14 protein-coding genes are annotated in these 22,437 nt (G+C 71.8%); 11 read left to right on the top strand and 3 right to left on the bottom strand.

The window, feature by feature from the left end; genetic code table 11:
• Positions 1-77 precede the first annotated feature (77 nt).
• The 3 genes from EI169_RS03255 to EI169_RS03265 all read left to right on the top strand — a co-directional run bounded on the left by EI169_RS03255 (position 78) and on the right by EI169_RS03265 (position 3,840).
• Positions 78-1,742, top strand: a complete 1,665-nt coding sequence (locus tag EI169_RS03255; RefSeq protein ID WP_125130969.1) for an ABC transporter substrate-binding protein — start codon at positions 78-80, stop codon at positions 1,740-1,742.
• Between the two features lie 137 nt (positions 1,743-1,879).
• Complete coding sequence (locus tag EI169_RS03260; RefSeq protein WP_125130971.1) at positions 1,880-2,884, top strand: ABC transporter permease; 1,005 nt, start codon at positions 1,880-1,882, stop codon at positions 2,882-2,884.
• On the top strand, positions 2,881-3,840 hold the full coding sequence (locus EI169_RS03265; RefSeq protein ID WP_125130973.1) for an ABC transporter permease: 960 nt from the start codon (positions 2,881-2,883) through the stop codon (positions 3,838-3,840). The genes EI169_RS03260 and EI169_RS03265 overlap by 4 nt, the downstream gene beginning before the upstream one ends.
• 67 nt (positions 3,841-3,907) lie before the next feature.
• Here EI169_RS03265 and EI169_RS03270 read toward each other — a convergent pair whose 3' ends face one another.
• Positions 3,908-5,566 carry an ABC transporter ATP-binding protein gene (locus EI169_RS03270; protein WP_205783868.1) on the bottom strand — a complete coding sequence of 553 codons (1,659 nt, stop codon included), beginning with the start codon at positions 5,564-5,566 and terminating at the stop codon, positions 3,908-3,910.
• A gap of 94 nt (positions 5,567-5,660) precedes the next feature.
• On the opposite strand from EI169_RS03270, the gene EI169_RS03275 reads away from it, so the two are divergent.
• Positions 5,661-6,416, top strand: coding sequence for a 5-oxoprolinase subunit PxpA (locus EI169_RS03275; RefSeq protein WP_125130975.1), 756 nt, complete (start codon positions 5,661-5,663; stop codon positions 6,414-6,416).
• Between the two features lie 16 nt (positions 6,417-6,432).
• Entirely contained in the window at positions 6,433-8,001 is a 1,569-nt protein-coding gene (locus EI169_RS03280) for a 5-oxoprolinase/urea amidolyase family protein (protein ID WP_205783869.1), read from the top strand.
• Between the two features lie 10 nt (positions 8,002-8,011).
• Here EI169_RS03280 and EI169_RS03285 read toward each other — a convergent pair whose 3' ends face one another.
• Positions 8,012-10,636 carry a DUF4062 domain-containing protein gene (locus EI169_RS03285; protein WP_164515415.1) on the bottom strand — a complete coding sequence of 875 codons (2,625 nt, stop codon included), beginning with the start codon at positions 10,634-10,636 and terminating at the stop codon, positions 8,012-8,014.
• A 314-nt stretch (positions 10,637-10,950) separates the two neighbouring features.
• Here EI169_RS03285 and EI169_RS03290 point away from each other — a divergent pair, with 314 nt between their 5' ends.
• The 3 genes from EI169_RS03290 (at position 10,951) to EI169_RS03300 (ending at position 19,104) form a co-directional block, all read left to right on the top strand.
• Entirely contained in the window at positions 10,951-14,445 is a 3,495-nt protein-coding gene (locus EI169_RS03290; protein WP_125130979.1) for a DNA-directed RNA polymerase subunit beta, read from the top strand.
• Between the two features lie 44 nt (positions 14,446-14,489).
• Positions 14,490-18,365 carry a DNA-directed RNA polymerase subunit beta' gene (gene rpoC, locus EI169_RS03295; protein WP_125130981.1) on the top strand — a complete coding sequence of 1,292 codons (3,876 nt, stop codon included), beginning with the start codon at positions 14,490-14,492 and terminating at the stop codon, positions 18,363-18,365.
• Positions 18,366-18,504: 139 nt separating this feature from the next.
• The gene (locus tag EI169_RS03300; RefSeq protein WP_125130983.1) at positions 18,505-19,104 is read left to right on the top strand and encodes a hypothetical protein; all 600 of its coding nucleotides are present in this window, start codon (positions 18,505-18,507) and stop codon (positions 19,102-19,104) included.
• A gap of 6 nt (positions 19,105-19,110) precedes the next feature.
• Here EI169_RS03300 and EI169_RS03305 read toward each other — a convergent pair whose 3' ends face one another.
• Entirely contained in the window at positions 19,111-19,695 is a 585-nt protein-coding gene (locus EI169_RS03305) for a hypothetical protein (protein ID WP_125130985.1), read from the bottom strand.
• 127 nt (positions 19,696-19,822) lie between these two features.
• On the opposite strand from EI169_RS03305, the gene EI169_RS03310 reads away from it, so the two are divergent.
• The 3 genes from EI169_RS03310 to EI169_RS03320 all read left to right on the top strand — a co-directional run bounded on the left by EI169_RS03310 (position 19,823) and on the right by EI169_RS03320 (position 22,315).
• On the top strand, positions 19,823-20,881 hold the full coding sequence (locus EI169_RS03310) for an ABC transporter (protein ID WP_125130987.1): 1,059 nt from the start codon (positions 19,823-19,825) through the stop codon (positions 20,879-20,881).
• Positions 20,882-20,911: 30 nt separating this feature from the next.
• Positions 20,912-21,394, top strand: coding sequence for a hypothetical protein (locus EI169_RS03315; protein ID WP_125130989.1), 483 nt, complete (start codon positions 20,912-20,914; stop codon positions 21,392-21,394).
• Between the two features lie 255 nt (positions 21,395-21,649).
• A complete protein-coding gene (locus EI169_RS03320) occupies positions 21,650-22,315 on the top strand; it encodes a spermidine/putrescine ABC transporter substrate-binding protein (RefSeq protein WP_125130991.1) in 666 nt (221 codons plus the stop codon).
• The last annotated feature ends 122 nt before the right edge of the window (positions 22,316-22,437 follow it).

A 22,437-nucleotide genomic window follows, 5' to 3' on the forward strand; every position in this document is an offset into this window, starting at 1 on the left:
CGGATGAACCGGGATGCGGCACGACGTCGTGCGTCGGCGTCGGCCCTTTCCCCTCCCCCAAGGAAGGTCCACAGCACATGGCAACCACCCTCCAGCGACGCCTGCTCACAGGCGCCGCGGCCGTCGCGATCGGCGCGATCGCCCTGTCGGCGTGCTCGAGCCAGCGCGGCGGCGGCGGCGAGACCGCGTCGGGCGACGTCGACTCGACGTTCGTGTTCGGCGCATCGGGCGACCCGGCGAGCCTCGACCCCGCGTTCGCGAACGACGGCGAGTCGTTCCGCATCACTCGTCAGATGTTCGAGGGCCTCGTCGGCACCGAGCCCGGCACGGCCGACCCGGCCCCGCTCCTGGCCGAGAGCTGGGAGCAGTCCGAGGACGGCCTGTCGTACACGTTCGCGCTCAAGACGGGCGTGAAGTTCCACGACGGCACCGACTTCAACGCCGAGGCCGTCTGCTTCAACTTCGACCGGCAGAACAACTTCACCGGGATCGCGCAGAGCGAGAGCCTGTCCTACTACTGGGGCAAGATCATGCGCGGCTACGCCGACACCGGCACCTCCATCTACGGCGGCTGCACCCCCGACGGCGACGATAAGGTCACGATCACGCTGACCCAGCCCTTCGCGGGCTTCATCCCCGCGCTGTCGCTGCCCTCGTTCGCGATCCAGAGCCCGAAGGCCCTGCAGGACTACGACGCCGACAACGTCGGCGGCACGTCCGAGGCGCCGACCCTCAGCAAGTACGCGACGGCGCACCCGACCGGCACGGGTCCGTTCATGTTCGACTCGTGGGAGCCGGGCTCGGAGGCGACGCTGAAGGCCTTTCCCGACTACTGGGGCGAGCAGGGCCAGGTGCAGGAGATCATCTTCCGCACGATCGGCGACACCACGGCCCGCCGTCAGGCGCTCGAGTCCGGCTCGATCGACGGGTACGACCTCGTCGCCCCCGCCGACCTGGGTGCCCTCAAGGACGCGGGCTTCACGCTGACCAACCGCGACCCGTTCAACATCCTCTACCTCGGCATGAACCAGGCCGACCCGGCGCTCGCGGACATCCGCGTGCGCCAGGCCATCGCCCACGCGATCGACAAGCAGCAGCTCGTCACGCAGGTGCTGCCGGAGGGCACGGAGCTGGCCGACCAGTTCATGCCCGACGCGGTCATCGGCTTCAACGACGCCGTCACGACGTACGACTATGACGCCGAGAAGGCCAAGTCGCTGCTCGCGGAGGCCGGCTACACCGAGGCCAACCCGCTCACGCTGACGTTCAACTACCCCGTGAACATCTCGCGCCCGTACATGCCCAACCCGGAGCAGATCTTCACGAACCTGTCGTCGCAGCTCGAGGCCGTGGGCATCAAGGTCAACCCCGTCTCCAACGAGTGGGGCGAGTACCTCGACCTCATCCAGGGTGGCTCGGACCACGGCATCCACCTGCTCGGCTGGACCGGCGACTACAACGACCCCGACAACTTCGTCGGAACGTTCTTCGGCGCCCCGTCCAACGAGTGGGGCTTCGACAACGCCGAGCTGTTCTCGGCGCTGACCTCGGCCCGCGGCCTCGCGACCGAGGACGAGCAGGAGAGCGCTTACCAGGACATCAACGAGGAGATCGCGCAGTTCCTGCCGGGTGTTCCGCTGGCCAGCCCCGTGCCGACGCTCGCGTTCGACGCGCGGGTGACCTCGTACCCGGCGAGCCCCGTGCAGGACGAGGTCTACAACATGATCACGCTGTCCGAGTAATCGGATGCGGCGACCCGGGCTGCCGCGCGGCGCCCGGGTCGCCGCATCCGCCCATCGTCCTGCGTGGATCGGCGGCCTCGACCGTCCGGATAAGCACCGATTCACGCAAGACGCGGACCCACTGCTTCGGAGATCCCGTGCTACGCACCATCGGCAGGCGCCTGCTCCTGCTCATCCCGACCCTGTTCGGCCTGTCCGTGCTGCTGTTCCTGTGGGTGCGCGCCCTGCCCGGCGGCCCCGCGGTCGCGCTGCTCGGCGAGCGCGCGACCCCCGAGGCGGTCGCGCGCATCAACGAGCTGTACGGCTTCGACCAGCCGCTGTACGTCCAGTACTTCACGTGGCTCGGCCGACTCCTCCAGGGCGACTTCGGTTCGTCGATCCAGACGGGGCGCCCGGTGCTCGAGGAGTTCTTCCGCCGCTTCCCGGCGACGCTCGAGCTGTCGATCGGCGCCCTCATCGTCGCCGTGGGGATCGGCATCCCGCTCGGCTACTGGGCGGCGCGCCGGCACGGGAAGGCGTGGGATCACATCGCGGTCGTGCTCAGCCTCATCGGCATCACGATCCCGGTGTTCTTCCTCGCGTTCATCCTGAAGTACATCTTCGCGGTGCAGCTGGGCTGGCTCCCCTCCGACGGCCGCCAGAACCCGCGGATCGACGCGACCCACTACACGAACCTGTACGTGCTCGACGGCCTGCTCACGGGCGAGCTCGACGCGGCGTGGGACGCGTTCCTCCACCTCATCCTCCCGGCGCTCGCCCTCGGCACCATCCCGCTCGCGATCATCGTGCGCATCACGCGCGCGTCGGTGCTCGAGGTGCAGAACGCCGACTACGTCCGCACCGGCCGCGCCAAGGGCATCGGGCAGTCGACGCTGCGCAACCGCTTCATCCTGCGCAACGCGATGCTGCCGGTGGTCACGACCGTGGGCCTGCAGGCGGGCCTGCTGATCGCGGGCGCCGTCCTCACCGAGACGGTGTTCGCCTTCCCCGGCATCGGCCAGTTCCTCGCGCGGGCGATCTTCACGCGCGACTTCCCCGTGCTGCAGGGCTTCATCATCTTCATCGCGATCCTGTACGCCCTCATCAACCTGCTCGTCGACGTGTCGTACAGCGTCATCGACCCGAGAGTGAGAGTGCAATGAGCTCCGGCGTCCTCCCTCCCGCCCCGAGCGGCGGCCCCGTCGACGACAACGCGATCGTCGACAAGGGGCTCCTGGCCGCGGAGACACGCGGCGGCTTCTGGCGCGACGTGTTCCGCCGCATCCGGCGCAACCCGACCGCATGGATCGGCGCCGTCATCGTCGCCCTGTTCCTGCTGGTCGCGCTGCTGGCCCCCGTCCTCGCGCCGTACGGGGCGGAGGCGCTCCCGGGACAGCGCTACATCACGCCGACGCACATCCCCGGGCCCGGCGAGCTCGCGCAGTTCCCGCTCGGACTCGACCGCTTCGGCGGCGACGTGCTGTCGAAGCTCATCTGGGGCGCGCAGGCATCGCTGGTCATCGGCATCGTGTCAACCGCGTTCGGCCTCGCCGGCGGCATGCTCCTGGGCCTTCTCGCCGGCACCTTCGGCGGCTGGGTCGACATCCTCGTGATGCGCTTCGTCGACATCCTGCTCTCGGTGCCGAACCTGCTCCTGGCCGTGTCGATCGCGGCGATCCTCGGGCAGAGCCAGCTCGCGGTCATGATCGCGATCGGCGCGTCGCAGGTGCCGGTGTTCGCGCGGCTGCTGCGGGCCTCACTGCTGCAGCAGCGCAACGCCGACTACGTGCTGTCGGCGCAGACGCTCGGGCTGTCGCGCCGCACGATCACGATGACGCACGTGCTGCCCAACGCGATCGGACCGGTCATCGTGCAGGGGACGCTCACGCTCGCCACCGCCGTCATCGACGCCGCCGCGCTGTCGTTCCTCGGCCTCGGCGGCGGCCTGCCGCAGACGGCGGAGTGGGGGCGCATGCTCACATACGCGCAGGCGGAGCTCGCCATCGCGCCAGGGCTCGCGTTCCTCCCCGGCATCTGCATCGCCGTGACCGCGCTCGGCTTCACGCTGCTCGGCGAGGCGCTGCGCGAGGCGATGGACCCGCGCACGCGCGCCCGCTGACCCCGACCGCCGGGGTTGCGGCACCGCGCACCGCGCCGGCGGCCGCGCAGAGGCGGGCCGCGGGGCGTCAGCCGGCGATGCCGAGCTCGTTGCCGGGGATCGAGGCGAGGAGGCGCCGCGTGTACGGGTCGCGCGGGTTGGTGAAGATCTCCTCGCTGGATGCGGCCTCCACCAGGCGGCCGTCCTTCATGACGCACACGTAGTCGCTGATGAGGCGCACGACGGCGAGGTCGTGGGAGATGAAGAGGTAGCTGAGGCCGTACTCGCGCTGGAGGTCGCGCAGGAGAGTGAGCACCTGGTCCTGCACGAGCACGTCGAGGGCCGACACCGGCTCGTCGCACACGATGAGGTCGGGGGAGAGGGCGAGCGCCCGCGCGATCGCCACGCGCTGGCGCTGGCCGCCCGACAGCTCGGACGGGTACCGGCGCAGCATCGTCTGCGGCAGCGCGACGTCGTCGAGGAGCTTGCGCACGCGTGCCGAGCGCTCCTTCGCCGAGCCGCGCTTGTAGAACGCCAGCGGCTCCTCGACGATGCGCTCGATCGTGAACATGGGATTCAGGCTCGAATACGGGTCCTGGAAGATCGGCTGCACCTTCTGGCGGAACTCCCGCAGCGCCGCGCCCTTGAGCGTCGCGACGTCGTGACCCTCGAAGCGGATGCTGCCGCTCGTGGGCTCGACGACCTTCAGCAGCATGCGGGCCGTCGTGGTCTTGCCCGAGCCCGATTCGCCGACGATCGCGACCGTCTCGCCGCGCGGGATCTTCAGCGACACGTCGTCGACGGCGCGGAAGTCCTCGCCCTTGCCGCGGCGCGGGTAGACCTTCGTGAGGTTCTCGATGACGACGATGTCGTCGGGGGCGCCCGCCTCGCCCGCGACGGTCAGCGGCGAGCGGAACTCCTCCGGACGCAGCCGCACGGCCGCGACCGACGGTGCCGCCGCGACGAGCGACTGCGTGTACGGATGCTGCGGCGCGTCGAGGATCTGCCGCGCCGGCCCCTGCTCGACCACGCGTCCGCGGTGCATGACGATCACGCGCGACGCGCGCTCCGCCGCGAGACCCAGGTCGTGGGTGATGAGGAGCACGGCGGTGCCGATCTCGGTGGTCATGCGGTCGATCTGGTCGAGGATCGTCCGCTGGACCGTGACGTCGAGCGCGCTCGTGGGCTCGTCGGCGATGAGCAGGCGCGGCTTGCACGCGAGCCCGATCGCGATGAGCGCCCGCTGGCGCATGCCGCCGGAGAACTCGTGCGGGTACTGCTTCGCGCGGGCCGCCGCATCCGGGAGCCCCGCCGCTTCGAGGGTCTCGACGACCTTCCCCTGCACGTCGGCGCGTGTGGCCAGGCCGTGCGCGAGGAGCGTCTCGGCGACCTGCGTGCCGATCTTCGCGACGGGGTTCAGGTTCGACATCGGATCCTGCGGCACGAGGCCGATCTGGCGCCCCCGCACCTCGCGCATGCGCGCTTCGGAGAAGCCCGTGAGGTCTTCGCCGTCGAGCAGGATGCTGCCGCGGGCCACGGGGCCGCCCGAGGCGAGCAGGCCGATGATGGCCATCGCGGTGGTGGACTTGCCCGAGCCGGACTCGCCGACGATCGCGACGGTCTCGCCGGGGGCGATGTCGAGGTCGACGCCGTCGACGGCGCGCACGGGTCCGTCGATCGTGGCGAAGTCGACCGCGAGGTCGCGGACCGACAGCAGGGGAGCGGGACCGACGGCAGCGGGGGTCATCCGTCCATCCTGCCCCGCCGGGCGGCGCCGCCGCATCCGGCTGTGCACATCTTCACGCATCCGTAACGCCCGCCGGCGTCGGTAGCGTGGGCGCATGCGCACGATCGACCTCAACGCCGACCTCGGCGAGACGGTGGACGGGGTGCCCACGGCCGACGACGAGGCCATGTTCGCGGTGATCTCGAGCGCGAATGTCGCGTGCGGCGGGCACGCGGGCGACGCCGCGTCGATGCGCGAGGCCGTCGAGCGGGCCGAGCGGCACGGCGTGGCGATCGGCGCGCATCCGTCGTACGCCGACCGCGCGAACGTCGGCCGCGTGCGGCACGATCCGCCGCCCGCGCAGCTGCGCGCGAGCGTGCGCGGTCAGCTGGAGGCGCTGCGGGCGGCCGGTGCCGACGTGCGCTACGTCAAGCCGCACGGCGCGCTGTACCACGCCGTCACGGTGTCGCCGGAGCAGGCGGATGCGGTGGCCGCCGCGGTCGCGGACGTGTCGGCGGCGCTCGGGCGGGCCCTGCCGGTCCTCGGCCTCGACGGCGAGATCGCCCGCGCCGTCGCGGCGGCCGGACTGCCGTTCCGCCGTGAGGCGTTCCTCGACCGGGGCTACACCCCGACGGGCGCGCTCGTGCCGCGCGGGCAGCCCGGCGACCTGCTCGAGGATCCCGATGCGGTCGCCGCGCGCGCGGTGCGGCTCGCCGTCGACGGCGTCGTGGACGCGGTCGACGGCACCGTGGTGGACGCCGACGCGGTGTCGCTGTGCGTCCACGGCGACACCCCGCAGGCCGTCGCGATGGCCGTCGCCGTGCGCCGCGCACTCGCCTCCGCCGGCGTCCGCGTCGCCGCGGCCTGGTGAGCGGCGGGGGACGACGGTGACGCGCGCGGAGCGGAAGATCGGGCCTTTCGGCGACCGCGCGCTGCTCGCGGAGACCGCGACGCTGGCAGACGCGCTCGCCCTGCACGCCGCCCTCGCGGCCACCCGCCCGCCGGGCCTGCGCGAGCTCGTCCCCGCCGCGCGCACCGTGCTCGCGGTCGTCGACCCGGCGCGGCTGAGCCTCGCGGCGGCGGCCGCCTGGATCGCGGACGTCGAGGTGACCGCGGATGCGGCGGCGCCGGGGCCGCTCGTGGAGGTGCCGATCCGCTACGACGGCGCCGACCTCGCCGACACCGCCGCGCTCCTGGGCGTGTCGGCGGACGAGCTCGTGCGGCGGCATGCCGGGGCGCGCTGGCGTGTCGCCTTCACGGGCTTCGCGCCCGGGTTCGCGTACCTCGTGAGCGAGGACTGGGCCTTCGACGTGCCGCGGCTCGCGTCGCCGCGCACGCGGGTCCCCGCCGGTGCCGTCGGCCTCGCCGGCGGCTTCTCGGGCGCCTACCCGCGCGAGACGCCCGGCGGCTGGCGCCTCATCGGAACGACCGACGCGCCGCTGTTCGACGCCGCATCCGCCGACCCGGTGCTGCTGCCGCCGGGCGCGCGCGTGCGCTTCGTCGCGCCGCGAGAGCCCATCCGCGGCGCGACACCCCCGCGCACCGCCGAGCTCTCGCGCCGCCATTGGGGTTTCGCGGAGGACGCCGCGGCGATCCGCGTCGTCGAGCCGGGGCCGCTCGCGACCGTGCAGGACCTCGGCCGCGCCGGCCGGGCGCACCTCGGCATCGCGCGCTCGGGTGCGCTCGACCGCGCGGCGCTGCGGCGCGCGAACCGCCTCGTGGGCAACCCCGAGGGGGAGGCGGGCGTCGAGATCCTCCTCGGCGGCTTCCGCGCCGTGGCGCTGCGCGACGCGTGGATCGCGGTCACCGGCGCGGTCGGACCCATCGAGGTCGACGGCGCCGCGGTCGGCCCGAACACGGCGGTGCGCTGGCCCGCGGGCGCCGAGCTCCACGTGGGTGCGTTCGCGGCGGGCCTCCGCGGCTATCTCGCCGTGCGGGGCGGGATCGCCGTCGCCCCGGTCGCCGGCAGCCGCGCGACCGACGTGCTCGCCGGGCTCGGTCCGGGCGTGCTGCGTGCCGGCGACGCCCTGCCGGTGGGCGCCGCGCCCGCCGACCCGGTGCCCGCGCTCGACGTCGCGCCGTGGCCGGCGCCGCCCCGCGATCTCGAGGTCGAGCTCGCTGCGGGGCCGCGCGCGGCATGGTTCGCGTCGTCCGCCCTCCCGGCGCTCTTCGAGACGGCCTGGACCGTGACGGGCGACGCCGACCGCGTCGGCATCCGGCTCGATGGCCCAGAGCTTCCGCGCGCGCGCCGGGAGGAGCTGCCGAGCGAGGGGATGGTGCCCGGCGCGATCCAGGTGCCGCCGTCGGGACGCCCGACGATCCTCCTCGCCGACGGCCCCGTCACGGGCGGCTACCCCGTGATCGCGGTCGTCGCCGACTCGTCGCTCGACGCGCTCGCGCACGCGCGTCCGGGCGCCCGCATCCGCTTCCGCCACGCGCGACCGGCGCCGGCCTGACGCCGGCGGGTCACCAGTGCGCGAGGAGCGGCGCGACCGCGGCCGCGTCCTCCGAGGGGAGGGCGAGCGCGACCGCCTCGGGCAGGCTCAGCGTCCCGCCGCGCGCCTCGCCGCGCGCCACCGCCGCGGGGTCGTGGGTGCGCGCCCGCTCGAGCTGCGGCGTGTGCACCGTGAAGGGCTCGACGTCGAACACGCCGATGCGACGGCGGATGGCCGTGGCGGCCGCCGACAGCATGCCCGCCCGCTCCCCGTCGCCGCGGGCGGCCGCGACCGCGCACAGCCCTTCGAGCCCGTAGGCGACGCCCTCGTCGTAGCGCAGTCGGAGCGAGACCTTGAGGGTCCGGATGCAGCGGCCCTCGGCCGCATCCACGTCGCCGCGGGTCAGCTGCAGACGCGCGAGGTGGTCGCCCGCGACCGACACCGTGAAGAGGTCCTGCCCCGCCTCGGCGACCGCGGTCGCGCGATCGAAGTGCGCGAGGGCGTCGTCGAGCGATCCGCGCAGCCACTCCAGTCGGCCCAGTGCGACCTGGGTGATCGCCTCGGCCCACCCGTTGCCGATCGCGCGCAGGCGCCCGACGGCGTCCTCCAGCTCGACCTCCGCCGTGTCGAGGTCGGGGAGGGGGAGCTGCAGGCGCGCCGTGGCCCGCGCGGCGAGCGCCATCGCCGCGGCGTCCTCGTCGCCCGAGTCGGTGAACAGCCGCAGGCACTCGCCGAGCCCCGCGACGGCTTCTTCGCTCGGGTGCTGCCACATCTCGCCCCACAGCGCGAAGAACCACGCGACCGCGCGCGTGTGCGGCGAGATCGGGCGGTCCTTGCCGAGGAGCTCGAGCATCCACACGCGCACCTCGGCGAAGAAGCCGGCGATCCACCAGTAGATCAGGAGCCGCCATGCGACGTCCCCCGCGTCATCGAGCCGGTCGACGTAGATGAGGTGGCGCACCGCGGCCCGGAGGTTCGGAAGGTCGAGCCCGAGGAGGGCGACCGACCGCGCCTGCTGCGCGCCGCGCAGCCCTGGAGCCAGCTCGGCGACGAGGCGCGCGTAGAAGTCGGCGTGGGCCGCGCGCACGGTCGCCGCTTCGCCCTGATCCTTCAGGCGCCCGAGCGCGTACTCGCGGACGACGGCGAGGAGCGAGAACACCGGCCGGTCCTCGCGCTCCTCCTGCGCCACGAGCGAGGCGTCCACGAGCGCCTCGAGGTTCTCCAGCGCGCGCTCGCCCCACACGCGCGTCGCGCCGATCGCCTCGACCGCGTCCAGGGTGAAGCGGGCCGCGAACACGCCGAGGTCGGCGAGCATCGCGCGCTGCTCGGGCGTGAGCAGGTCGACGCTCCAGTCGATCGCCGCCGTCATCGTGCGGTGCCGGTCGGGAAGGTCGCGCCCCGCGCCCGAGAGCAGCGGCAGGCTGTTCTCCAGGCGGCGGGCGATCGCGGCGGGGGTGAGCGTCCGCGACTTCGCGGCGGCCAGCTCGATCGCCAGCGGCAGTCCCTCCAGGTGGGCGCACAGCACCGCCACGTCGGCCGCGTTGCCGTCGGTGAGGGCGAAGTCGCCGCGGGCGGCCGTGGCGCGCTCGACGAACAGGCGCACGGCGGGCGAGCGCTCGGCCCGCTCGCGCGTCGCGGCGATCGAGGTGTCGGGCACCGCGAGGGCGCCGATGTCGCACACGCGCTCGCCCCGCACGCGCAGCAGCACACGGCTCGTCACGAGGAAGCGCGCCCCCGGGGCGACGTCGAACAGGCGCACGAGCACGGTCGCGGCATCCACGAGCTGCTCGAAGTTGTCGAGCACGATGAGCACGCGCCGGTCGGCGAGGGCGAGGCCGATGCGCTCCTCGAGCGGTGCCTCGCCGTTGTCGCGCACGCCCAGCACGAACGCGATCGTGGGGAGCACGAGCCCGGGCTCGAGCACCCCCTCGAGCGGCACGAAGTACACGCCGTCGGGGAAGAGGTCGCCGGCGCCGTGCGCGGCCTCGATCGCGAGCCGGCTCTTGCCGATGCCGCCCGGTCCGACGAGCGTCACGAGGCGGGCGTCGTCGGTCGTCAGCATCCGGCGCACGCGCGCGATCTCGGCGTCGCGCCCGACGATCGTGCTGTACGGCACGGGCAGGCGACGCGCGGCCGGCTCGGGCACGGGGGCGGTCGCGGCCGGCTGCGTCCGCGACGCGTCGAACCGCTCGGCCAGCAGGGTCGCGAGATCGGCCGCCACCTGCTCCTCGAGTTCGGCGGCGTCGCGGAAGGGCAGATATGCGGCCGTGTCGTCGTCGCGGATGCGGTCGATCAGCAGACGCAGGCGCTCCTCGCGCGTCTCGCTCTGGCGGATGTAGATGAGTTTGGGCATGTCGCGCGGGGCGAGGCGGTACTCGTCCTCGAGGCCGGAGATCTCCTCGTCGGGGGCGACCCAGCCGTAGCTGTCGCCGTAGATGCCGACGAAGACGTCGGACTGGGCGAGGTAGGCGCGGTAGAGCTCCCGGGGCGGATGCGGACGCGCGCCGAGCTCGAACATGACGGGGGCCAGGCGCATCCGCTCGATCGCGGCGCGAACGGCGGCGCGCTCGGCCGCGAGCTCGCGCAGCGTCGAGGACACGAAGATCCGCAGCCGCTGGTCGGGCGTGCGGATGAGCGCGTCGGTGCGTTCCCCCATCGACACAGTGTGCACCGGCCACGCGCCCGCGCGGGAGGGGGAAATCCCCGGAGACCGGCGGAATGGGGGAGGCGGATCCGCGGTTATACCGCACCGGGCAGGACGCGTCAAGAATCCCGCTTTACACGGCGCGTCATGGCCCGTATAGTAGTTCCTTGCGCTCCCCTTTCCCCCTGCCCTCATATGGTGGTCGGCTGTTCCTGCGCGTCCCCGCATCACGCGGTGCGGACACGTCAGGTTTCGGGGCCGGGAGCACTCCACCCTGACGACAAGGAAATCACGAGCCCTGCCCGGGCTCTGCGGAGGTTATTCCCTTGGCTGCTGCGCGCAACGCATCCACCACCACCACCCCCAAGAACGGACGCGGAGCATCCCGCCTCTCGTTCGCCAAGATCTCCGACACGCTGACGGTCCCCGACCTTCTCGCGCTGCAGACCGAGTCCTTCGACTGGCTCGTCGGCAACGAGGCGTGGAAGGCGCGCGTCGCCGAGGCGCAGGCCGCCGGCCGCACCGACGTGCCCGAGATCAGCGGCCTCGAGGAGATCTTCGAGGAGATCTCGCCGATCGAGGACCTGAGCGAGACGATGCAGCTCTCGTTCACGAACCCGTACCTCGAGCCGGAGAAGTACTCGATCGAGGAGTGCAAGGAGCGCGGCAAGACCTACGCCGCCCCGCTGTACGTCGAGGCCGAGTTCATGAACCACCAGACCGGTGAGATCAAGACGCAGACGGTCTTCATGGGCGACTTCCCGCTCCAGACCGACAAGGGCACGTTCATCATCAACGGCACCGAGCGCGTCGTCGTCTCGCAGCTCGTGCGCTCGCCCGGCGTGTACTTCGACAAGACGCCCGACAAGACCTCCGACAAGGACATCGTCTCGGCGCGCATCATCCCGAGCCGCGGCGCGTGGCTCGAGTTCGAGATCGACAAGCGCGACCAGGTCGGCGTGCGCATCGACCGCAAGCGCAAGCAGTCGGTCACGGTGTTCCTGAAGGCCCTGGGCCTGACGAGCGAGGAGATCCTGCAGGAGTTCGCCGGCTTCTCGTCGATCGAGGAGACGCTGGAGAAGGACACGATCCTCACCAAGGAGGACGCGCTCCGCGACATCTACCGCAAGCTCCGTCCGGGCGAGCAGGTCGCCGCCGAGGCCGCCCGCGCGCTGCTGGACAACTTCTACTTCAACGCCAAGCGCTACGACCTGGCGAAGGTCGGTCGCTACAAGATCAACCAGAAGCTCGGCCTCGAGCTCCCGCTCACCGACTCGGTGCTCACCGTCGACGACATCGTCGCGACGATCAAGTACCTCGTCCGCCTCCACCGCGGCGACACGACCTTCTCGGGCGTGCGCGGCGGCAAGCCGGCCGAGATCCGCCTGGACGTCGACGACATCGACAACTTCGGCAACCGCCGCATCCGCGCGGTCGGCGAGCTGATCCAGAACCAGGTGCGCACCGGTCTGTCGCGCATGGAGCGCGTCGTCCGCGAGCGCATGACCACGCAGGACATCGAGGCGATCACGCCGCAGACCCTGATCAACGTCCGCCCCGTCGTGGCGGCGATCAAGGAGTTCTTCGGCACGTCGCAGCTGTCGCAGTTCATGGACCAGAACAACCCGCTGGCGGGTCTGACGCACAAGCGCCGCCTGTCGGCGCTGGGCCCCGGCGGTCTGTCCCGTGAGCGCGCCGGCGTCGAGGTCCGCGACGTGCACCCGTCGCACTACGGCCGCATGTGCCCGATCGAGACGCCGGAAGGCCCGAACATCGGCCTCATCGGCTCGCTCGCGTCGTTCGCGCGCATCAACGCGTTCGGCTTCATCGAGACGCCGTACCGCAAGGTCGTGAACGGCCGCGTGACCGACCAGATCGACTACCTCACCGCGAGCGAGGAGGCCGATTTCATCGTCGCGCAGGCCAACGCTCCGCTGAAGGCCGACGGTCACTTCCAGGAGGACCGCGTCCTCGCCCGCAAGATCGGCGGCGAGGTGGACCTCATCCCCGCCGACGAGATCGGCTACATGGACGTCTCGCCGCGCCAGATGGTGTCGGTGGCGACCTCGCTCATCCCGTTCCTCGAGCACGACGACGCCAACCGCGCCCTCATGGGTGCGAACATGCAGCGCCAGGCCGTGCCGCTCGTGCGCAGCGACTCGCCCGTCGTCGGCACCGGTATGGAGGGCTACGCCGCGGTCGACGCCGGTGACGTCATCACCGCTGAGAAGCCGGGTGTCGTCGTCGAGGTCTCGGCCGACGTCGTGACCGTGCAGCTGGACGAGGGCGGCACGCAGGACTACTTCCTGCGCAAGTTCGACCGCTCCAACCAGGGCACGTCGTACAACCAGCGCGTGGTCGTCTCCGCCGGCGAGCGCGTGGAGGCCGGCGAGGTCATCGCCGACGGCCCCGCGACCGAGAACGGCGAGCTGGCCCTCGGCAAGAACCTCCTCGTCGCCTTCATGACGTGGGAGGGTCACAACTTCGAGGACGCCATCATCCTCAGCCAGGAGCTCGTGAAGAACGACACGCTCTCCTCGATCCACATCGAGGAGTACGAGGTCGACGCGCGCGACACCAAGCTGGGCAAGGAGGAGATCACCCGTGATCTCCCCAACGTCAGCCCCGACCTGCTGAAGGACCTCGACGAGCGCGGCATCGTCCGCATCGGCGCCGAGGTGCGCCCCGGCGACATCCTCGTCGGCAAGGTCACGCCCAAGGGCGAGACCGAGCTCAGCGCCGAGGAGCGTCTGCTCCGCGCGATCTTCAACGAGAAGAGCCGCGAGGTGCGCGACACGTCCCTGAAGGTGCCGCACGGCGAGCAGGGCACGATCATCGCGGTCAAGGAGTTCAACGCCGAGGACGGCGACGACGAGCTCGGCTCGGGCGTCAACCGCCGCGTCGTGGTCTACATCGCCCAGAAGCGCAAGATCACCGAGGGCGACAAGCTCGCCGGCCGTCACGGCAACAAGGGCGTCATCGCGAAGATCCTGCCCGTCGAGGACATGCCGTTCCTCGCGGACGGCACCCCGGTCGACGTCGTGCTCAACCCGCTCGGCATCCCCGGCCGCATGAACTTCGGCCAGGTCCTGGAGACCCACCTCGGGTGGATCGCCAAGCAGGGCTGGAAGGTCGAGGGCGAGCCGCAGTGGGCCGCGCGCCTGCCGAAGGAGGCCTACGAGGCCGCCCCCGGCACCAAGGTCGCGACCCCGGTGTTCGACGGCGCGAGCGAGGAGGAGATCGCGGGTCTGCTCGACTCGACGCTCCCCACGCGCGACGGCGAGCGCCTGATCGACTCGACGGGCAAGACGCTGCTGTTCGACGGTCGCTCCGGCGAGCCGTTCCCGGCACCGATCTCGGTCGGCTACATGTACATCCTGAAGCTGCACCACCTCGTCGACGACAAGATCCACGCCCGCTCGACCGGCCCGTACTCGATGATCACGCAGCAGCCGCTGGGTGGTAAGGCGCAGTTCGGCGGCCAGCGCTTCGGTGAGATGGAGGTGTGGGCGCTCGAGGCGTACGGCGCCGCCTACGCCCTCCAGGAGCTCCTCACGATCAAGTCCGACGACATCCTCGGCCGCGTCAAGGTGTACGAGGCCATCGTCAAGGGCGAGAACATCCAGGAGCCCGGCATCCCGGAGTCGTTCAAGGTGCTCATGAAGGAGATGCAGTCGCTCTGCCTGAACGTCGAGGTGCTCTCGGCCGACGGCACCGCGGTGAACCTCCGCGACACGGATGACGACGCCTTCCGCGCGGCGGAGGAGCTCGGCATCAACATCTCCACCCGGTTCGAGTCCTCGTCGATCGACGAGATCTGACCGGCCGGCAAACGCGACTGATTTCTAGGCACACAGGAGAATTCGTGCTCGACGCAACAACTTTCGATGAGCTTCGCATCGGTCTCGCCACCGCCGACGACATCCGTCGGTGGTCCTACGGCGAGGTCAAGAAGCCCGAGACCATCAACTACCGCACGCTGAAGCCGGAGAAGGACGGCCTCTTCGGCGAGCAGATCTTCGGTCCCTCGCGGGACTGGGAGTGCGCGTGCGGCAAGTACAAGCGCGTCCGCTTCAAGGGCATCGTCTGCGAGCGCTGCGGCGTGGAGGTCACCAAGTCCTCCGTCCGTCGCGAGCGGATGGGCCACATCGAGCTGGCCGCCCCGGTCACCCACATCTGGTACTTCAAGGGCGTGCCCTCGCGCCTGGGGTACCTGCTGGACATGGCGCCGAAGGACCTCGAGAAGGTCATCTACTTCGCCGCCTACATGGTGATCTCCGTCGACGAGGAGGCGCGCCACCGCGACCTGCCCACGCAGGAGAACAACATCCGTCTCGAGCTGAAGACCCTCGGTGACCGCCGCGACGCGCGCATCGCCGCGCGTCTGGCGAAGCTGGAGGAGGAGCTCGCGGCCCTCGAGGCCGAAGGCGCCAAGGCCGACCAGAAGAAGAAGGTCAAGGACGCCGCCGAGAAGGACATGGCGCAGATCCGCAAGGGCGCCGACGAGGCGATCGCCAAGCTCGAGCGCGTGTGGGAGGACTTCCGCACGCTCGAGGTCGGCGCGCTCAAGCCCGAGGACGACGTGTTCCACGAGCTGCAGGACCGCTTCGGTCAGTACTTCGAGGCCTACATGGGCGCCGAGTCGATCAAGCGCCGCCTGGAGAGCTTCGACCTGGCGGCCGAGGCCGAGAGCCTGCACCTGCAGATCTCCGAGGGCAAGGGCCAGCGCAAGATCCGCGCGATCAAGCGCCTCAAGGTCGTCAACTCGTTCCTGCAGACGGGCATGAGCCCGGCGGCGATGGTGCTCGACGTCGTCCCGGTGATCCCGCCGGAGCTGCGTCCCATGGTGCAGCTGGACGGTGGCCGCTTCGCAACCTCCGACCTCAACGACCTGTACCGTCGCGTGATCAACCGCAACAACCGCCTCCGTCGCCTGATCGACCTCGGCGCTCCCGAGATCATCGTCAACAACGAGAAGCGGATGCTGCAGGAGGCCGTCGACGCGCTGTTCGACAACGGCCGCCGCGGCCGCCCGGTCACCGGCACCGGCAACCGCGCGCTGAAGTCGCTGTCCGACATGCTCAAGGGCAAGCAGGGCCGGTTCCGTCAGAACCTGCTCGGCAAGCGCGTGGACTACTCGGGTCGTTCGGTCATCGTCGTCGGCCCGCAGCTCAAGCTCCACCAGTGCGGTCTGCCCAAGCAGATGGCGCTCGAGCTGTTCAAGCCGTTCGTCATCAAGCGCCTGATCGACCTCGGTCACTCGCAGAACATCAAGGCGGCCAAGCGCGCCGTCGAGCGCACGCGTCCCGAGGTGTGGGACGTGCTCGAGGAGATCATCCGCGAGCGCCCCGTGCTCCTGAACCGCGCGCCGACGCTGCACCGCCTGGGCATCCAGGCGTTCGAGCCGCAGCTCGTCGAGGGCAAGGCCATCCAGCTCCACCCGCTCGTGTGCGCGGCGTTCAACGCCGACTTCGACGGCGACCAGATGGCGGTGCACCTGCCGCTGTCGGTCGAGGCGCAGGCCGAGGCCCGCATCCTGATGCTCGCGTCGAACAACATCCTCAAGCCGTCGGACGGCCGCCCGGTGACCCTGCCCTCGCAGGACATGATCATCGGTCTGCACCACCTGACGACCGTCAAGGAGGGTGCGGCCGGCGAGGGCCGCGTGTTCGGCTCGGTCGGCGAGGCGATCCTCGCCAAGGACGAGGGCACGCTCGACCTGCAGGCGAAGGTCCGCATCCGTATCCCGGGGCTGACCTTCCTCGAGGGTCAGGGCCCCGAGGGCTACGAGCGTCACGGTCTCGTCGACACCTCGCTCGGCCAGGCGATCTTCAACGACACGCTCCCCAAGGGCTACCCGTTCGTGCGCGAGCAGGCCGACAAGGGCAAGCTGTCGCAGATCGTCAACAAGCTCGCCGAGGAGTACCCGAAGGTGGAGGTCGCCGCGACCCTCGACCGCATCAAGGACGCCGGCTTCTACTGGGCCACGCGTTCGGGTGTGACCGTGGCGCTCAGCGACATCCTCACGCCGCCGAACAAGGCCGAGATCGTCGCGGGCTACGAGAAGCAGGCCGCGAAGGTCCAGGCGCAGTACGAGAAGGGCCTCACCACCGACGCCGAGCGTCGGCAGGAGCTCATCAAGATCTGGACCGAGGCGACCGACGAGGTTCAGAAGGCGATGCGCGACCACTTCCCGGCCGACAACACCATCAACCGCATGGTCTCGTCGGGCGCCCGTGGTAACTGGCTGCAGATCCGCAACATCGCGGGCATGCGCGGTCTCGTGAACAACCCGAAGGGTGAGATCATCCCCCGTCCGATCATCTCCTCGTACCGCGAGGGGCTGTCGGTGGCGGAGTACTTCATCGCGACCCACGGTGCCCGCAAGGGTCTGGCCGACACGGCCCTCCGTACAGCCGACTCGGGCTACCTGACGCGTCGACTCGTCGACGTCTCGCAGGACGTCATCATCCGCGAGGAGGACTGCGGCACGTCCAAGGGCCTCGAGCTGCCGATCGCGTCCGCGGGTGCGGACGGCACGCTCACGCGCGACCCGAACGTCGAGAACTCGGTGTTCGCCCGCACGCTCGCCTCGGACGTCGTCGCCCCCGACGGCACCGTGGTGGCGCAGGCCGGCGACGACGTGGGCGACGTGCTCATCGACAAGCTCGTCGAGGCCGGTGTCGAGACCATCAAGGTCCGCTCGGTCCTGACGTGCGACTCGGCCGTCGGTGTGTGCGCGCAGTGCTACGGCCGCTCGCTCGCGACCGGCAAGACGGTCGACATCGGCGAGGCGGTCGGCATCATCGCGGCCCAGTCGATCGGTGAGCCCGGCACGCAGCTGACGATGCGCACGTTCCACACGGGTGGTTCGGCCTCGGCCGAGGACATCACGCAGGGTCTGCCCCGCGTGCAGGAGCTCTTCGAGGCCCGCACCCCCAAGGGTGCGTCGCCGATCGCGGAGGCCGACGGCCGCATCACGATCGACGAGACCGAGAAGGCCAAGAAGGTCATCCTCACGCCCGACAACGGCGACGAGCCGCACGTGTACCCCGTGCTCAAGCGCGCGACGCTGCTGGTCGAGGACGGCCAGCGCGTCACGGTCGGCCAGCCGCTGCAGGTCGGAACGCTCGACCCCAAGGAGGTCATGCGCGTGCAGGGTGCCCGCGAGGTGCAGAAGTACCTCGTCAACGGCGTCCAGGGCGTGTACCGCTCGCAGGGTGTGCCGATCCACGACAAGCACATCGAGGTCATCGTCCGTCAGATGCTGCGGAAGGTCACCGTGGTCGACCACGGCGACACCGAGCTGCTGCCGGGTGAGCTGGTCGACTTCAAGCGCTACCAGAACATCAACCGTGAGGCCGTGGCCGAGGGCAAGCGCCCCGCGTCGGGTCGTCCCGAGCTGATGGGTATCACGAAGGCGTCGCTCGCGACCGAGTCGTGGCTGTCGGCCGCGTCGTTCCAGGAGACCACCCGCGTCCTGACGCAGGCGGCCATGGAGGGCAAGAGCGACCCGCTCGTCGGCCTCAAGGAGAACGTCATCATCGGAAAGCTCATCCCCGCCGGAACGGGACTTGCGAAGTACCGCAACGTCGCCGTCGAGGCGACGGAGGAGGCCAAGAGCGAGCGGTACCCCAACCGCATCTTCGCCTCGGACGGCGCGTACAGCGACGCCGACCTGAGCTACGTCGACTTCGACAGCTTCTCGACCGACGACTTCACGCCCGGCACCTACAACTGAGCGTGGTCTGACACGACCGAAGGCCCCCGGCATCACGCCGGGGGCCTTCGTCGTTCCCGGGATGCGACTGCCCGGTGTGGCACGCGTGACGCGCCCGCAGTCCCGCTTACCGTGGCAGGGGAGGGGTGAGATGGCACGGGTGGGTGGACGCAGCCTCTGGCTGGCGTGGCCGATCGGCGTGATCTGCGCGGCGGTCGTCGCGGCACTGCTGTACCTGGCCGTGCCGGGCCTCCCCACGGCGGTGCGGTTCACCGGCGACCTCCTGCGCGGCGCGACGGCCGCCCCCGTCGCGGGCGGCGAGGGCTCGGCCGTCGGCGGCACGCCCGAGCCGGCCGCCACCGACTGCCGGAGCCTCTACCCCGACCGGCTGTGGTCGCAGCTGGTGTGGACGCCCGACGTGCTGCTGTCGCAGACGCTCGCCGCCCCGGCCGCCTCGTCGCCGCTCGCCGACGCGCTCGGCCCCGCGGTGCGGTTCACGTGCACGTGGCGGGTCAGCGACGCCCGCTGGATCAGCTCGACGGTCGCGGCCGTCGTGCCGGGATCGGCGACGATCGCCGCCGCCGCGCTCACCGCCGACGGCTTCTCGTGCTCCGTCGACGGTGACGCGGTGCACTGCGAGCGCACGCGCGACGGAGCGACGGAGATCCATGACGTGCGCGGGCAGACGTGGCTGTCGTCGGTACTGCACGGCTGGAGCGTCGACGACTACGCCGCGCTCACCGCATCCCGGGCGTTCTGACCCGTCTCACCCGCCGAACAGGTGCGACACGATGCTGTCGGTGTAGCCGATCGGCGCGAGGTTCGACCATCGCGTGTCGATCAGGATGTCGTCGCGCCAGAACAGTGTGCGCCCGTTCTTGACCGGGTACGTCGCGTCGTCCCACACCTTCTCGCAGCGCGTGCCGCCGTTCGGCGTGAAGCACGAGAAGCCGTCGGAGCTCGCGAGCCCGTTGAGCATGCCCAGGGCCGGACCCCGGCTCATGCGCGTGATCTCGGTGATGAGCCCGGTGGTGTCGGCGGCCGGATCGCGCCACGCGCACACGAGCGAGCCGTCCGGCTGCACACCGGTCGCGATGCCGAGACCGGGGTCGTTGAGCGGCGTCGGACCGAGCTGGGCCAGCACGGCCTGCGACAGGATCGCGCGGCAGTCCGTGGGGAGGGCGACGGCCGTCGCCGTCGGGCTGGGCGTCGGCGACCCGGATGCGGCGGGGGCGGACGGCGACGACGGGTTCTCCGGCGACGGCGGGACCTCGCCGGGCTCGGGCGCGCACGCGGCGAGGAGCAGCAGCCCGGCCACGAGGGCCGCGGCGACGGCGGGACGGGCGCTCATGCGCACACCCTATCCGCGAGCGGCGCTCCGACCAGTCCGACACACGACGGCGAGGCTCCGCGATGCGGGCCCGACCGGGCGTTAGCCTCGGTGCGCGGGGATCGGCCCCGCGTGAGGAGTGCGGGCGATGAGTGACCCCAAGTCGTCGTACGGCGATCCCGTCGACGAGCCGACGGAGTCGGCACGCGACACCGACGTGGTCGGCCGCGCGCACGAGGGCCTGGCAGAGGCCGAGGCCGCCCGCCGCGACGTCCCCGAGACCGACGACGCTGCGTCCCGCGTCGACGGGACGCACAGTGCAGAAAACCCCGTCGACACGCCCGCGGCGCACGCCGCGGAGCCGGTCGTCGTCGACCGCGATCCCGAGCGCCCCGTCGTCCACCGCGCCGACGACGCCGAGCCGGTCGACGCCGATGGCACGGTCGTGCACGAGCGCGTCACCACCGACGACGATGAGGACGAGCGCTGGGCGCGTTACGCCGCCTCGGCCGACCCCGAGCCGCGTGTCGACGACACCCCGACCGTGGCGGCCGCGACCGCCGGCGGCGCGGGTGCCGCCGCGGCCACGACCGCGCGCGACGACGCCGCATCCGCGCCCACCGCCGCCTACGGCGGCGCGCAGCCCATCTTCGTGCAGGCGCCCGAGGCGCCGCGCCCGCGCGGCAACCGTGGCACGGCCGGTGCGATCGGCCTGCTCGCGGCGGTCGTCTTCGCCGTGCTCTACCTCGCCGCGACGCTGGGCCTCGCGCTGCTCACGGGCGACGTGCAGGTGTCGGGTCTCGCCGACGCCGCCCTCGCGGCGCTGCAGACGTGGTCGCTGTGGGTGCCCGTGGTCGTGTTCTTCATCGGATTCTGGTTCCTCGGCGCGATCATCAACCGCGGCCGGTGGGGCCACTGGGTCGTGTGGGGCCTCCTCGTCGGCGTCGCCGCGTACGCGGGTCACCTGCTCGGGCAGCTGTTCCAGGCGCCGTTCTGGATGCTGACCGCCCGCGAGGGCTCGCAACTGCTGCAGGAGCAGGCGCTCGCGCCGCTCGCGATCGTCGCGTTCGTCCTCGGCCGGGAGCTGACGATCTGGTTCGGAGCGTGGGTCGCCGCGCGCGGCCGCCGGGTGACCGAGCTCAACGACGAAGCGCAGCGCGAGTACGAGCGCACGCTCGAGGCGGGCCCGCAGCTGCACCGCGCGTAGCGGACAGGCTGCGAGGCGCGACGTGATCCGATGACCGCTCCGGAACCTCCGGGCGGACCGGTCGCGCCGCGGCTGGCGGTCGTGTTCGCGACCGTGGGCTTCTTCGCCCTCGCGATCGCGGGGCTGGGGCTGGCGAGCCTGTTCCTGGACGCCGACATCATCGGCGTCCGCGGCCTCGGCCAGATCCCGGGCGTGGCCGGCATGATCCTCGCGGGCGCCGCCTTCGCGGCGACCCTGCTCGTGGGCGTTCGGGCGCCGCATCCGTCGCTGTGGATCGCGGCCATCGCCGCCGTCACGGCGTGGCTCGGCGAGGCGGTCGGCGTCGTCGTCGGCGGACTGGTGACCGGCGGCGATTCCGCGGCGGTGGTCGCGGCGGCCGGCGGGGTCGCGGTGGGCTGGCCGGGGCTCGTCATCGCGGCGGCGGCGCTCGTCGCCGGATGCGGCGGGGTCACCCTCGTGCGCACCCGCGCCGATCGGCCGCGGTGGCCGTGGGAGCGCGACGACGAGGAGTGAGCCCGCACGCCGCCGGGTCGGCGTCGCACGAATTCAGGCTGCGGGGCGGCGTCGGGCATTCCCGATCGGCGTGTCGCGGCGCCCGGCCCGCCCGTGCCTGAATTCGTGACGTGCCGAGGGAGGACACCAGGGCGGCGGGACGCGAGGAGGCGGGGCGGCTTGAGGAGGCGGGGCGACTTGAGGAAGCGGAGCGGGGCGCGACGGATCCGGCGCGGGGCATGGGATCGCGGCCCGTGTCGCCCTAGGGTGGACGCCGTGGAGCGCTCGCTCGAGACGCAGGTCAGCCAGGCGGTGGACGCCTGGCTGGCGTGGCTTCCCCGGTGGGAGCCCGCCACGCACCGCGGCCGCGTCGCCCCGTGCCGCCGCTGCTTCGGCTCGCCGGTGCTGTCGGCCGCGGGGCTCGGTGCCGACGTCCCCCACGGTGTGCAGCACGGCCTGTCCACGCGCATCAAGACGATCGTCGACCACGCCGTCGCCGAGTACACGGCGCGCAACCTCCCGATGCTCCAGGCCGAGCTCGACCAGCAGGCGGCGCGCAACCGCGCCCGCAGCTACCGGCCGGCCGAGGGGCTCGAGCCCGAGTTCGAGGGCCTGCCGCTGGATCCCGACCCCGTGCCCGGCGCACCGTTCCTCTTCACGGTCGCCGGACTCGCCGCCGCCGACGAGCAGGAGATCCCGGCCCTGCCGCCGCTGAGCGACGAGGCGAAGGCCGCGCTCCGGCAGGAGGTCGGGCTCGCCGACGATTACGCGAACATGATCGGGCGCGAGGTGTGCGCGATCCTGCTGCACCACCGGCTGCGCATCCAGGCGGCGATCGCGGAGTACGTCGAACCGCAGATCGCGGCGATGCTCGAGGAGCTCACGCGCTCGCTCGACGCCCCGTTCGATCCGCCCGCCGACCCCTCGCAGCCGCCGCTGTGAACCGGCGCGTCCGCCGTCAAGCATTGGGGACGGCGCGTCGGCTTTTGTTAGCATGACCGGGCTCGTATCGAGTGCGCGCCGCGACGCGGTGGCGCAGGGGACATCGAACCGGGGGAGGCGCG

Source organism: Microbacterium sp. 10M-3C3 (assembly GCF_003931875.1).
In the GTDB taxonomy this organism is placed as follows: Bacteria; Actinomycetota; Actinomycetes; order Actinomycetales; family Microbacteriaceae; genus Microbacterium.